This window comes from Bacteroides sp. AM23-12 (assembly GCF_003434395.1).
Lineage (GTDB): Bacteria > Bacteroidota > Bacteroidia > Bacteroidales > Bacteroidaceae > Bacteroides > Bacteroides thetaiotaomicron.
On sequence record NZ_QTLF01000015.1, the window covers coordinates 45303 to 60774 of the forward strand.

The 15472-nt window shown below is 45.2% G+C and carries 9 protein-coding genes; 4 read left to right on the forward strand and 5 right to left on the reverse strand.

Translation table 11 applies throughout. The features are described from left to right. Positions 1–87 precede the first annotated feature (87 nt). The 4 genes from mutS to DW640_RS13700 form a co-directional block, all read right to left on the reverse strand. Positions 88–2676 (reverse strand): DNA mismatch repair protein MutS, encoded by a 2589-nt coding sequence (gene mutS, locus DW640_RS13685; RefSeq protein WP_011108646.1) that lies wholly within the window; start codon positions 2674–2676, stop codon positions 88–90. Between the two features lie 373 nt (positions 2677–3049). Beyond that, the gene (locus DW640_RS13690; RefSeq protein ID WP_117578487.1) at positions 3050–3919 is read right to left on the reverse strand and encodes an AraC family transcriptional regulator; all 870 of its coding nucleotides are present in this window, start codon (positions 3917–3919) and stop codon (positions 3050–3052) included. Between the two features lie 8 nt (positions 3920–3927). Then, entirely contained in the window at positions 3928–4803 is an 876-nt protein-coding gene (locus tag DW640_RS13695) for a DMT family transporter (RefSeq protein WP_117578489.1), read from the reverse strand. A 183-nt stretch (positions 4804–4986) separates the two neighbouring features. Further along, positions 4987–6426 (reverse strand): sialate O-acetylesterase, encoded by a 1440-nt coding sequence (locus DW640_RS13700; protein ID WP_117578491.1) that lies wholly within the window; start codon positions 6424–6426, stop codon positions 4987–4989. Positions 6427–7571: 1145 nt separating this feature from the next. Here DW640_RS13700 and leuS point away from each other — a divergent pair. From leuS to DW640_RS13725, 4 genes are all read left to right on the forward strand, one after another. Further along, positions 7572–10406, forward strand: a complete 2835-nt coding sequence (gene leuS / locus DW640_RS13710) for a leucine--tRNA ligase (protein ID WP_016269147.1) — start codon at positions 7572–7574, stop codon at positions 10404–10406. A 151-nt stretch (positions 10407–10557) separates the two neighbouring features. Beyond that, positions 10558–11475, forward strand: coding sequence for a YitT family protein (locus DW640_RS13715; protein ID WP_008767390.1), 918 nt, complete (start codon positions 10558–10560; stop codon positions 11473–11475). A 48-nt stretch (positions 11476–11523) separates the two neighbouring features. Further along, positions 11524–12105, forward strand: a complete 582-nt coding sequence (locus DW640_RS13720) for a non-canonical purine NTP diphosphatase (protein ID WP_008762767.1) — start codon at positions 11524–11526, stop codon at positions 12103–12105. Between the two features lie 161 nt (positions 12106–12266). Beyond that, positions 12267–13109, forward strand: a complete 843-nt coding sequence (locus tag DW640_RS13725; protein ID WP_008767392.1) for an OmpA family protein — start codon at positions 12267–12269, stop codon at positions 13107–13109. A 133-nt stretch (positions 13110–13242) separates the two neighbouring features. On the opposite strand, the gene DW640_RS13730 is transcribed toward DW640_RS13725, so the two are convergent. Then, the gene (locus tag DW640_RS13730) at positions 13243–15450 is read right to left on the reverse strand and encodes a GH92 family glycosyl hydrolase (RefSeq protein WP_011108651.1); all 2208 of its coding nucleotides are present in this window, start codon (positions 15448–15450) and stop codon (positions 13243–13245) included. Positions 15451–15472 lie beyond the last annotated feature (22 nt).

Sequence of the window (15472 nt, forward strand, 5' to 3'; positions counted from 1 at the left end):
ATAACTTACAACATAAGAAGTCTATAGTATCTTCGTTGGAGTTACTAACGACTTTTTAGTCAGCCCCCGCATAAGTTATATCAGTTTTTATTTGCCTCTGACTATCTTCTTTATATCGTTCAGCTTATTCAACGCCTCAATCGGAGTAAGGTTATTCACATCCAGATTCAGTATCTCATCCCGAATCTGGCAAAGGATCGGGTCGTCCAACTGGAAGAAGCTGAGCTGCATACCGCTTCTGTTTTCACTGACTTCCGTCAATGGTTTGCCGGAAATACCTTGCTGGCGGTTGTCTGATTCCAGTTGCTTCAATATAGTATTTGCACGCTTCACAATACTCTTCGGCATACCTGCCATCTTTGCTACATGGATACCGAAGGAGTGTTCGCTTCCCCCGCGCTCCAGCTTACGGAGAAAAATCACTTTATTGTCCACTTCCTTCACAGACACGTTATAGTTCTTGATGCGTTTGAAGGATTTCTCCATCTCATTCAGTTCATGGTAGTGCGTAGCAAACAGTGTGCGGGCTTTCGCTTTCGGATGTTCGTGGATATACTCGACGATTGCCCAGGCTATGGAAATACCGTCATAGGTAGACGTACCACGTCCCAACTCATCAAATAACACCAGACTTCTGGAAGAGACATTATTCAGAATATCCGCAGCCTCATTCATTTCCACCATAAAAGTAGATTCGCCCACCGAGATATTATCGCTGGCACCTACACGGGTGAAAATCTTATCCACCAGACCGATGTGGGCACTCTCCGCAGGAACAAACGAACCGATCTGCGCCAACAGCGTAATCAGTGCCGTCTGACGCAAGAGCGCGGACTTACCGGCCATATTGGGACCGGTGATGATGATGATCTGCTGTGACGCGCTGTCCAGCATCACGTCATTGGCAATATACTTCTCACCAATCGGAAGCTGCTTTTCAATCACAGGGTGACGTCCCTGACGGATATCCAGTACATCATTGTCCTCAATAACCGGACGGATATAATTATTCTCACGCGCCACATTAGCGAAAGACAATAGACAGTCCAGACGGGCAATCTGATTCGCATTAATCTGTATCTGCGGAATAAACTCCGTCAATGCCTGCACCAAATCGGTATATAACTGAGTCTCCAACACGAGAATCTTATCTTCGGCTCCCAGAATCTTTTCTTCGTAAACCTTCAGTTCCTGCGTAATATAACGTTCCGCATTGACCAGTGTCTGCTTGCGAATCCATTCCTGCGGAACTTTATCCTTATGTATATTGCGGACTTCAATATAATAACCGAATACATTATTGTAAGCTACCTTCAGACTCGGAATGCCTGTCTGCTCACTTTCACGCTGCTGTATCTGCAACAGATAGTCTTTGCCGGAGTATGAAATACGGCGTAATTCGTCCAGTTCCTCATTCACACCATCTTTAATCACGCCCCCTTTGTTGATCAATAAAGGAGGGTCATTATTGATTTCTTTGGCAATCCGGTCGCGAATAGAAATACAAAGATTCAGCTGTTCACCTATCCGGTTCAAACTTGCGTTATCCGCTTCAAGACAAGCCTGCTTGATCGGTTCAATGGCCTGCAAGGCAACCTTCAACTGTACCACCTCACGTGGCGACACACGTCCTACGGCTACTTTAGAAATGATACGTTCCAAGTCTCCTATCAGATGCAACTGCTCCTCGATCAGCTCTTTAAAATCCGGCTGGCGGAAGAAGTATTCCACCACATTCAGTCGGTCGTTGATCGGCTTCTCATCTTTCAACGGGAAAACCATCCAGCGTTTCAGCAGGCGGGCTCCCATCGGACTGATGGTCCGGTCGATCACGTTCAGCAAACTGCTGCCACCGTCATTCATGCTGCCGATCAGCTCCAGGCTACGGACTGTAAACTTATCCAGACGCACATACTTATCCTCCTCGATACGGGCAAGGGAAGTAATGTGACCGATCTGCGTATGCTGTGTCATCGTCAGGTATTGCAGGATAGCACCGGAAGCAATGATACCATTCTTCAGGTGCTCCACCCCGAATCCTTTCAGATTCTTTGTCTCAAAGTGTTTCAGTAGTTTCTCACGGGCGGTGGATTCGGTAAATACCCAATCGTCCAGTTCGAATGTGAAGAACTTGCTGCCGAAGTTACCTTCAAACATCAGGCGTTTGCCCCGTTCGAAAAGAATCTCTTTCGGTCCGAAGTTATTCAGCAATTTGTCTACATAGTCAAAGGGACCTTCGGCGGTGAGGAACTCACCGGTAGATATATCAAGAAAGGCAACTCCACAGGAAGCCTTTCCGAAATGGACGGCAGCCAGGAAGTTATTCTCCTTATAATTCAGAACATTATCATTGATAGATACACCGGGGGTAACCAACTCGGTAATACCTCTTTTCACCAGTTTCTTCGTCAGTTTCGGGTCTTCCAGCTGGTCACAGATAGCTACACGCTTTCCGGCACGAATCAGTTTCGGAAGATATGTATCAAGCGCATGATGGGGAAATCCTGCCATCTCAATAGTCTTTCCTTTTCCATTGGCGCGTTTTGTCAGTGTGATTCCTAAGATTTCGGATGCAACAATGGCATCGGTAGAATATGTTTCATAAAAGTCACCGCAACGAAACAGCATCACTGCATCCGGATGTTTGGCTTTCAAATCCAGAAACTGTTTCATCATGGGGGTAAGCACGATTTCTTCCTCGTTCACGGTTCGCTCCTTTTCTTTTTTGTTGAGTGAATAATGAGATTAACCTTGCAAAGATAACAGTTTTCCGGCAGAGAATCAACGGAATTTCCCGTTTCAATTTTCACAATTAGTGTTGCATCCTTTTAAAAAAGAAGGGTATATTTCTTAACAAGTAAAGGAAAACTATTAAAACATGTTATAAAACATACTATTTTACTTGGATAATTTGCTAATTTCCCAATAGTCCGTATCTTTGCAATGTGTTTTTCATAGTATTAGATTTAAGGTTAACAAAGGTTGGGTCAAGGCGTTGACCCTTTTTTTATGTCCATACGTCCCGTTTGCCTCTTTCTTTCATTCATTTCTATTCAGCCAGCATCATCTTTTTATAGTAAGACGGAGTGAATCCGGTATGCTTCTTGAACGACTTATTAAAATGAGAAATCGTATCAAATCCACACTCCACACTGATCTGCGAAATATTCATATCGCCCATGAGCAAGAGTTTACACGCATATCCTATCCGCATCTCCAATATGTAATTCTTGAATGATTTCCCCGTTTTGCTCTTAAAGAAGCGGCAGAATGCAGCAGGATTCATAGCTGCCAGAGAAGATATTTCATTCAGATCAATCTGCCGTGTATAGTTCTTATTCAGGTAAGCTATGATTTTGTCTATTCTCGAGCCGTCGTAGATAATATCATTTTCGAAGTCGGAAGTCGATAGCACAGACCGTGAAGCGACGTTTGCCATTTCTTTCAGAAGTTGCAGGAAAGAAGTGATCTGATCGACTCCTGTCTCCACCGGAATCGATTCAAGTAAATCAACCAGCCGCAGGGAGCATCCTGCGGGAAAGTAAATTCCCCGTTGCGCCTCTTCAAGCAGGTTCTTTATCTTCACAAAATGGGGATAATAATTGAAAGCGTGGTGCATGAAGTCCTTTTCAAACTGAATGATAGTCCCCGTTGTCCGAAGCGTACTGCCTTCTTGCTGATACACCTCATCGCTCTTCATATAATGAGGCAGGTCGGAGCCTAGCAGAAGAATATCACCATCGGCATATTTCTCCGCGTTATTTCCTACAAAACGCATTCCCGTGCCCTCCTTGACATAGATAATCTCATACTCCGTATGGAAATGCCACGGGTAAGTAAAATAAGGATAATCATAAAAACGAGCTTTCAGAGGAGACGACTTCGATATAGGAAGCTGCTCATTCATCATTTTTCTCATAATCTACTTTATTTCTTTTCAGCCCAATACACCCCGCAGACAATACAAGCTGCGCCGCCTAAAGCGACTAACGTAATCTTCTCATCCAGAATAAGGAACGATGCAATCATCGTGACCAGAGGATTGAGATAAATATAATTGGATGCCCGTACCGTTCCCAGCTGTTTTAACACCAAATTCCAGAGCACATAGCAGATCAGCGAAGCCAATACGGCCAGAAACAGAAGGTTGAACAGTACGGCAGGTTGAAGAAGTACGGCGGTATCGGGCTGTAGGGGATGCAGGAGGAAAGCAGGCAGAATCGTCAGCACTCCGTAAAAGAAAATCTTGCGGGTGATAAATACGGTAGGATAACGCCCGGCCATCTTTTTAATAATCAGACTATAGAATGCCCATGATAATGCGGCAAGCAAAGTCAACAGATCGCCTATCGGAGATATTTTGAGCACAAAACTGCCGTTAAAGACAATCAGCCCTACCCCCATCAATGCCAGCAGGGAACCGTATATCAGTCCTTTCGATGCCTTTTCACTTTTATAGAAAAGCAGGGAAAGGATAGTAGTCAGCAAGGGAGCCGTGCAGATGATAAACGATACATTCGACGCCTGGGTGATGCCTAAAGCGGTATTCTCTGTAAAGAAATAAAGGGAGCCACCGAATATACCGCCTGCTACCAGCCACAGTTCATCTTGCCAGTTATTGGTGAACAGACGTTTGGGAGAAATTACCCAAATGCCAAGGTATGCAATCAGAAAACGGTAAAAGAAGATTTCCTGAGGTGTCAGCCTGTGGTTTATCAATACTTTAGTCGAAATGAATGTCAGTCCCCAGATAGCTACTGTTAGTATGGCAATCAGATGATAGTACCCATGCTTTAGTTCCATAATTATGGTTTTAATGAGAATGCAAAGATACAGGGATTCATGGATATACCCACTGACTTTGATAGATATATTTTCAACAAAATTTCGCCGAAAGAGAACCGGTTATACATCCGGATATAACAAGAAAGCGAATATCCGGATGTCTGATAAAATAGCTGTATCTATTCAGGTAATCGTCTGCTTTTACCAGTTATCCGTCCGGAAGGGTGCCGCGGGGATGCCATGAATACTGAAAATACTTGCTTCCACATAATTCTTATACGCATACCGCACGGCAACGGGATGAGGGACTTTGTCACTCGAAACCGCCAGTCGGGCAGTCGTGGTTTCTATTTCGGCAAAAGCCGGATAGAATACTTTATCCTCGCCCGCAATCTCAAATCCTTTAAGAGATGTCCACATCGGACTTAGGCCGCGTTGGGCATTGTCGAAGTTTATATAGATTTTATTCTCCTGTATCTCCATCGATTTATAAACAGGAGGAGCGTATCCGAATCCTTTCATGCCGTAGGTCTGCGCCAATGCCCAATACGCCAGTCGGTTCCCTACCGTCTCCTTGTCTACGGGATGGATGAAAACAGGGTGGCCGACATCCATCGTCGTAACCATGCCGCTATTTGGTATATCCTTCATATTCTGCAACTGGACCTCACGCAGGCGGGCAGCCGATGTACCGTCGGCTCCTTCGTAATCGAAAGGCGCTATCTGCACAAAGTAGAAAGGAAGTTCGCCCCTGCCCCATTTCGCACGCAAGTCAGCCACAAAGGCAGGCATAAGGCTCTGGTAAAGATCGGCATTGTCACGGTTGCTTTCGCCCTGATACCACAAGAAGCCTCTCACTGCAAAATTAGTCAAAGGAGCTATCTTGCCATTGTAGAGTACACACGGAGTGGCGGTAGGATTCTTCACTTCAGCATCGTTATCGAGGATGGAAAGATCAATGCTACTAAAAGGCTTTATGGATTCTCTGCTCATCCATGCCTCTATTCTTGATCCTCCCCACGTAGAAACGACGATGCCGACCGGAACTTCCAGCACTTCCTGTATATAACGCGCAAAATAATAAGACACGGCGCTGATATGGGAAACGTTTACCGGCGTATTTTCCAGCCATTCGCCCTGGCAGTCCTCCACAGGCGTTTTACTAAACTGGCGTACCCATCTCCCATCCTTTGAATCTGTAGTATACATTCGGATAGGCGTGGATGGTTTGGCTTTGGCAATAATGTCGTTCGTCCCTCTGACCGGTTGCCGGTCGAAACCGCCCATCGGCATCTCCATATTCGATTGTCCCGAACAGAACCAGACTTCACCGATCAGTACATTCTGCAACGTCAGTAATTCGCCATCATTGAAGGTGATCTTGTAAGGGCCTCCCGCAACAGGGGTGGATACTGTTAACGACCAGCCTCCCTTGCCATCCGATGAGGATTTATATGTCTGCCCGTTCCACGAAGTCTTCACCGTTACAGTAGCATTGGGACGGGCTTTTCCCCATAGTTTGACTTCTGCTTGCTGCTGTAATACCATATTATCTCCAAGTATGGAAGGTAATGTCACTTTAGCCTCACTTTTCATTGAAAATGCAAGAGCTAAGAATAAAAAGCTGATAAGATATTTCATATATATTTAATTTATTTATTCGGTTAGTTACAACAGGATTGACCAATCTTCGGAATATATCCTACCGGAAGAGGTAGTCGGAATGAGATAAGCTTTAGCTTGTTATTCCAATAGTCTCTCCTTTTTTGCGTTTCAGCAAAGAAGGATGTAAGAAGCATTGTTAATAGTACCAGCAACTTTTTCATTTATTAGAATTTTATGATAACTGGCACAAATGTAAGTCCCGCTAGTTAATTTAGTAATTAATTTGCAATTAATTCGAGGAGAAAATAAAGGATATAGGTTGGAAAAAATACTTTTTAGTCGGTATCCAGGCTAGTTTAACGTTTATTTAAAGGCTTTTTCAGCTAACACTCTAAAAAGATTATCCCTACAGGACTTCAACTATAGCCAGTATACACTCACATTTTATCCATATTCTTTGTATTATAAACGATCAAACAATCCTCCCCAAATATACTCACATTAATACGTATATAATAATACCAAATGAAAGAAACATATTATCCAAAAGTCTAACGAAAAAGAGATTCTTACAGATAGAAGCGCTCGTTTGTAAACAAATCACCACTATCAAAACAGTCCTATTAATATATCATATTTTTACCACATAAAGAAAGGAAGAGAACTTTACTCAAAAAAAGTTTTCTCCCTTTCTTACACTACACCCCCAGAATCGAATAAACTCCTTCATCGTTTTTAATAAATAACGAGAGAGTTTATTATAAACGGTCCCCAAGTTTATTATAAACTATTTTTAGGCGTTTCCAGCGGCCTCAATAGAATTATTATAACAAAAATGGGCAAGAACCTTCGCAGTTTCTTGCCCATTCGTTATCCTGGCTATGCAATTCTGCACATCCACCTATTGAACTTATGTTATAATTTTTATATATCCTATCATTACTATTCCGTTTTATATTCCTCCAAATATACGAAATAAAAACAAGAAAGTCAATAGCCGGACGGTATTTGCCGTGATATTTCTTCATTTATCAGGTATTACCTTGTTATTCGGGCAATACCTTATTATAAAAGAAAGGTTTTTTTCACTCACTACGTGGTTATCTGAAAATAAACACGTAAATTTGCTGGCTCAAATTGAAATAACAGTATAAATCACTATAAATAAAAACTTTATCACTATGGAGTACAATTTCAGGGAGATTGAAAAGAAGTGGCAGCAAAGGTGGGTGGAAGAGAAAACCTACCAGGTTACGGAAGACGAATCGAAGCAGAAATTCTATGTATTGAATATGTTCCCTTACCCGTCAGGGGCCGGACTGCACGTAGGGCATCCGCTGGGATACATCGCTTCGGATATTTACGCCCGTTACAAACGACTGCGTGGCTTCAATGTACTCAATCCGATGGGATATGACGCATATGGTTTGCCAGCGGAACAATACGCTATTCAGACCGGACAGCATCCCGCAATTACTACTAAAGCTAATATCGACCGCTATCGCGAGCAACTCGACAAAATAGGCTTCTCTTTCGACTGGAGCCGTGAAATCCGTACGTGCGAACCCGAATATTATCACTGGACCCAATGGGCTTTCCAAAAGATGTTCAACAGCTACTACTGCAACGACGAACAGCAGGCACGCCCTATCCAGGAACTGATCGACGCATTTGCAATCTACGGAAACGAAGGACTCAACGCTGCCTGCAGCGAAGAACTCAGCTTTACCGCCGAAGAATGGAAAGCCAAAAGCGAAAAGGAACAGCAGGAAATCCTGATGAACTACCGCATCGCCTACCTCGGCGAAACGATGGTGAACTGGTGCCAGGCACTGGGAACCGTATTGGCAAATGACGAAGTCATAGACGGCGTCAGCGAACGCGGCGGCTTCCCCGTAGTCCAGAAGAAGATGCGCCAGTGGTGTCTGCGTGTATCCGCTTACGCTCAGCGTCTGCTCGACGGACTGGATACCATCGACTGGACCGAATCACTGAAAGAAACTCAAAAGAACTGGATCGGACGCTCCGAAGGTGCCGAAGTACAGTTCAAGGTAAAAGACAGCGATCTCGAATTTACCATCTTTACTACCCGTGCAGATACCATGTTCGGTGTAACCTTCATGGTTCTGGCTCCGGAAAGTGATCTGGTAGCCCAGCTGACCACTCCTGCCCAGAAAGCAGAAGTAGACGCCTACCTTGACCGCACCAAGAAACGTACGGAACGCGAACGCATCGCCGACCGCAGCGTGACCGGTGTTTTCAGCGGTTCGTATGCTATCAATCCGTTTACAGGTGAAGCAGTGCCCATCTGGATCAGCGATTACGTATTGGCAGGATACGGAACAGGAGCCATCATGGCCGTACCCGCCCACGATAGCCGCGACTATGCTTTCGCCAAGCATTTCGGACTCGAAATCCGCCCGTTGGTAGAAGGTTGTGACGTAAGCGAAGAAAGCTTCGATGCCAAGGAAGGTATCGTCTGCAACTCTCCGCGTCCGGATGTAACTCCGTACTGTGACCTGTCTCTGAACGGACTGACCATCAAAGAAGCCATCGAAAAGACCAAGCAATATGTGAAAGAACATAATCTGGGACGTGTGAAAGTGAACTACCGTCTTCGCGACGCCATTTTCTCACGCCAGCGCTACTGGGGGGAACCGTTCCCTGTATACTACAAAGACGGAATGCCGTACATGATCGACGAAGACTGTCTGCCGCTGGAACTTCCGGAAGTAGACAAGTTCCTCCCCACCGAAACAGGCGAACCTCCATTGGGACACGCCAAGGAATGGGCGTGGGACACGGTAAACAAGTGCACGGTAGAAAACGAAAAGATCGACAACGTTACCATCTTCCCGCTGGAACTGAACACCATGCCGGGATTCGCCGGTTCTTCCGCATACTATCTGCGCTACATGGACCCGCACAACAACAAAGCATTGGTGGACCCGAAAGTGGACGAATACTGGAAAAACGTAGACCTTTATGTAGGAGGAACGGAACACGCTACCGGACACTTGATCTACTCCCGTTTCTGGAATAAGTTCCTGCACGATGTAGGTGCATCGGTAGTAGAAGAACCGTTCCAGAAGTTAGTAAACCAAGGCATGATTCAAGGCCGCAGCAACTTTGTATATCGCATCAAAGATACTCACACCTTCGTTTCACTGAACCTGAAAGACCAATACGAAGTGACTCCACTTCATGTGGATGTAAACATCGTATCCAATGATATCCTCGACCTGGAAGCATTCAAGGCATGGCGTCCCGAATATGCGGAAGCAGAGTTTATCCTCGAAGACGGAAAATACATCTGCGGATGGGCGGTTGAGAAGATGAGTAAATCAATGTTCAACGTAGTCAATCCGGATATGATTGTGGAAAAATACGGTGCAGACACCCTTCGTATGTACGAAATGTTCCTCGGTCCGGTTGAGCAGTCCAAGCCTTGGGATACGAACGGTATTGACGGTGTACACCGCTTTATCCGTAAGTTCTGGTCATTGTTCTACAGCCGTACCGACGAATATCTGGTGAAAGACGAGCCTGCAACGAAGGAAGAATTGAAGAGCCTGCACAAACTGATCAAGAAAGTAACGGGAGATATCGAACAGTTCTCTTACAATACGTCTGTCAGCGCATTCATGATCTGTGTCAACGAACTCTCCAACTTGAAATGCAACAAGAAAGAGATACTGGAACAGCTCGTTATCACCCTCGCTCCTTTCGCTCCGCACGTTTGCGAAGAACTGTGGGATACACTGGGACACGAAACTTCCGTATGTGACGCCGCATGGCCCGCATACAACGAAGAATATCTGAAAGAAGATACGATCAACTATACCATCTCCTTCAACGGAAAAGCACGCTTCAACATGGAGTTTGACGCTGATGCCGCTTCGGATGCCATCCAGGCTGCCGTATTAGCCGACGAACGTTCGCAGAAGTGGATCGAAGGCAAAACACCGAAGAAGATCATCGTGGTGCCGAAGAAGATTGTAAATGTGGTAGTTTAAAATAAGTAACAGGTAATAAGTAATAGGTAATAACCGTAGCTGCTTTCCGAGCATATCCGCAAGGTTAATACCTAATACTTAATACTTATTACCTGTACCTATCGACTACGACTTATTACCTATTACTTAATACTTATTACCTATTAATTAAATGCGCAAACCAGCAAAAGCGGAAATAATGAGAGAAGTGAAGGATTATATCTACATCACTCTCGGATTGATCAGTTATGCTTTGGGATGGGCGGCGTTTCTGCTGCCTTACCAGATAACGACAGGGGGTACTACCGGTATCGGAGCTATCATTTATTACGCAACGGGATTTCCTATCCAGTGGTCGTACTTCATCATCAATGCGGTTCTGATGACATTTGCCATCAAGATATTAGGTCCGCGATTCAGCATAAAGACTACTTATGCAATTTTCATGCTGACTTTCCTGCTATGGATATTCCAGGTGTTGGTAAACAACTACATACAAACGCCCGATATGTCGGCCGACGGAAAGCCTCTGCTGCTCGGCAGCGGACAGGACTTTATGGCTTGTATCATCGGTGCGGCTATGTGTGGTGTAGGTCTGGGCATTACTTTCAATTATAACGGCAGTACCGGAGGAACGGACATCATCGCTGCTATTGTCAACAAATACAAAGACGTATCACTTGGAAGGATGATCATGATTTGTGATGTGTTCATCATCAGTTCCTGTTACTTTGTGTTTCACGACTGGCGTCGGGTAATCTTCGGTTTCGTCACTCTGTTCATCATTGGTGTCGTGCTCGACTGGATTATCAACAGTGCCCGTCAGTCCGTACAGTTCTTCATCTTCTCCAAGAAGTATGATGAGATAGCCGATCGCATCATTAAAGATACAGACCGTGGGGTGACCGTGCTCAACGGTACCGGATGGTACAGCAAAAACGATGTAAAAGTATTGGTCGTACTGGCCAAAAGACGTCAGTCGCTGGATATCTTCCGACTAGTAAAACGTATCGACCCGAACGCTTTCATCTCGCAAAGTTCCGTCATCGGGGTGTATGGCGAAGGGTTCGATCAGTTGAAAGTGAAATAAACAGGTGAATGAATCCGGATAATTCCGCTAAAAAACAAGAATAAGACAATGAAACGCAAACTTGTATTTGCCACTAACAATGCTCATAAGCTCGAAGAAGTAGCCGCTATTCTCGGAGATAAGGTAGAACTGCTCAGTCTGAATGACATTGACTGCCACACGGACATTCCCGAAACAGCCGAAACGCTGGAAGGAAATGCCTTGCTGAAATCTTCTTTTATCTACCGGAACTATCAGCTGGACTGCTTTGCCGATGACACCGGACTGGAAGTGGAAGCTCTGAACGGAGCGCCCGGAGTGTACTCCGCCCGCTATGCCGAAGGCGAAGGACACGACGCTCAGGCGAATATGCGCAAGCTGCTCCACGAACTGGAAGGAAAAGAGAATCGGAAAGCGCAATTCCGCACTGCCATTTCGCTGATTCTCGACGGAAAGGAATATCTCTTTGAAGGTGTGATCAAAGGGGAAATCATCAAAGAGAAGCGCGGAGATTCCGGCTTCGGTTATGACCCGATATTCAAGCCCGAAGGGTACGAACAGACTTTTGCCGAACTGGGAAACGAAATAAAGAACAAGATCAGCCATCGTGCACTGGCTGTACAGAAACTTTGCGAGTTTTTGCAACGCTGATTCTTTGGCATATTCCGTACAACAGCCTGTCTTGATATCAACGAAGTACCAGCAGTAAAATTCTCTCAGGTCATTTCTTAACTATATGACACAGAGTTTAATAAAAGAATTTTTGTAATCTTCAGAAGAAAATTATTTCTTTGCAAAAAAAATAAAGCGTAATGAAGAAAATTGCATTATTTACTTTCCTTACATTGTTATTATGTACTTCATGTGTAACGAAAAAGAAGTTCATGATGACAGAAGCCGCACGTATTGCAAGTATCGACAGCTTGCAAAGTTTATTGACTGATTGCCGCAACACGGGCGACCAGCTGTCAGCACAAATCAAGAAGCTCCTGCGTGATACCACCCAGATGGGAAACAGTATCCGTCAGTATCAGAGCATGCTTAGTACTAACATGACGGAACAGGAAAAACTGAATGCCTTGTTGAGTCAGAAGAAAAACGAACTTAGCGAAAGAGAACGCACCATCAACGAGTTGCAGGACATGATCAACGCTCAGAACGAGAAAGTGAAACAACTGCTGAACAGTGTGAAAGACGCGTTACTGGGCTTTAGCACAGACGAACTGACGGTTCGTGAAAAGGATGGAAAGGTGTATGTGGCAATGTCGGACAAATTGCTGTTCCAGTCAGGAAGCGCCCGTCTGGATAAACGCGGAGAGGAAGCTCTCGGCAAATTGGCGGAAGTCCTGAACAAGCAGACCGACATCGACGTATTTATCGAAGGTCACACCGACAATAAACCGATCAACACCGTACAGTTCAAAGACAACTGGGATTTGAGCGTGATTCGTGCTACCTCCGTCGTACGTATCCTGATCAAGAACTACGGTGTAAATCCTTTGCAGATACAGCCCAGCGGTCGCGGCGAATATATGCCTGTTGACGACAATGAAACTGCGGAAGGCAGAAGCAAGAACCGCCGTACGGAGATTATCATGGCTCCAAAGCTGGACAAGTTGTTCCAGATGTTACAGACTTCCGAAGAGGTTAAATAAGAAAATAATAATAAGAGACTGTCAGAAGGTAGACAGTCTCTTATTATATAGAAACAAGGCTATAATATTTATTGCCCTATATGATATAACTCATCCATGTTTCTATTAGATACAATATCTGAATTCATACTGTTTACTTTCCCCATCCGGATGGTTTCTTACCCATCTTGAACACCATCGTACCACCGTTCATGATGTCCTGATGAGTGATGAAGAAATCTTTGTGTTTCTTCCCGTTCAAAGTCACCGACTGAATGTAGATATCTTCGGGAGACTTACGGATGGTCCGGATACGGAATTCCTTATTACCTGCCAGTTTCAAAGTACACTCATCCAAAAGCGGGGAACCAATGATATACCGGCCGTCGGCAGGATTGACCGGATAGAATCCCATCGCACTGAATACATACCAGGCAGACATCTGACCGCAGTCATCATTTCCGGCATATCCCGAAGAAGTGTTGTTATACAGCGTGTTCAGAATATGGCTGACATACTTTTGCGTCTTCCACGGCTGACCTGCAAAATTATAGAGATAAGCTACGTGATGGCTGGGCTCATTACCATGTGCATACTGTCCCACAAATCCCGAAGCGTTATGATTCATCTGCTCACTCTTATAGGTAGAGGTAAAAAAGGTATCCAGCTTTTGTTCAAAGGCTTTCGTTCCTCCTGTCAGTTCCATCAAGGCCTGGATGTTATGCGGAACATACCAAAAGTATTGCCATGCATTTCCTTCGGTAAACGGATGCCCGCCGTTTCCACCGTATTGATACGGGTCGAAAGGTTCGATCCATTCTCCCTTGTCATTCTTGGACTGAAAGAACTTCGTTTTCGGATGGAAAAGGTTCCGGTAATATTCGGAGCGTTTGTGGAATCGCTGATAATCGGCATCCTTGTTCAATTTTGCAGCCAGTTGGGCAACACACCAGTCATCAAAAGCCTGCTCCAGAGTGATGGAGACAGATTGAGTCTGAATGTTTTCGGGCATAAAGCCGTATTTCTCCCATACCTCAAAAGGAGAGTTGGGGTGTGAGGTTACCGAACTGTTATAGACTGCTTCATAGGCCTTCTCCATATCAATTCCAGGAATACCTTTCAGGATGGCATCAGTGATCACAGGGATGGAGTGGTTACCGATCATACAGTAATTGTCCTGTCCCCATAATTGCCAGATAGGCAGGTAGCCGTAATATTCATACTGGCGTATCATGCTCTTCACGAAGTCAGTCACCCGTTCGGGTTCCAGTAATGTGTAGAGAGGATGAGAAGCGCGGAAAGTATCCCACAGGGAGAATGTGGTGTAATGAGTTTCATTGTTCGCTACTTTGCGGGTCGTATAGTCGGCAGCCATGTATTCGCCGTTCACGTCGGACATGGTGTTAGGCTGTATCATGGTGTGGTAAAGAGCCGTATAGAATATCTCTTTCTGCACTTCCGTACCTTTCACTTCGATCTTTCCTAGTTGTTTTTCCCAATCAGCGTCCGCAGCAGCCACATAGCGGTCGAAATCCCAGTGCGGTGCTTCCTGTTCCATGTTCTGACGGGCATTCTCCATAGAGACGGATGAAAGGGCTACCTTACACGTCAGTGGTTTGCCATTCAGTTGGCCGAAACGGAAACAGCCATGAAGATTCGTACCGTTGATCACGGCTGTGTTTTCATGAACACGCCCGCCGTCTCTCAGCGTAGAAGTAAGGATAGGACTGGAAAACTCCATGTAGAAATAAATCTTGCGCAGTTTCGCCCATCCGGTGATGATACGGTAACCTTCCACTGCATGATCATTCAGAATGCGGATCTGAGAGTTAATGATCCGGCGTCCCCAACTGCCCTTATCTGCCGAGTGGTCCATATCCAGTATAATCTCCGCATCTTTGCCGGCGGGATATTGATAGCGGTGGATACCGTTTCTCTGAGTAGTGGTAAGCTCTGCATTAATATTCTCATCTTTCAGCATTACCTGATAATAGCCGGGACGGGCCTTCTCTTCGTCATGCGTGAATGCGGAAGAAGTGCGTCCGCTACTGGTCGGCATCAATGTAATGTCGATCAGGTCCGAGGCTCCTGTCCCACTCAGGCGGGTATGGCTGAAACCGAAGATCGTATTCCGGTTATAGTCGTAGCCGGAAGCGTCCCCCCAATTGGGAGCTTCGCTGGTGTCCGGAGAAAGCTGTATCATACCGAACGGCGAGGTCGCCCCCGGGTAATTATTACCCGAAAGTCCCCCATCGATGGCCCCCGTTCCAATAAACGGATTTACATATTTAGTGATTTCCCCTGCCTGCAACGTAGCGAGAGTCAATGAAAATGCACATACACTTAAAAGTAATTTCTTCATGGTTCATGGTGTTTTTATAAGA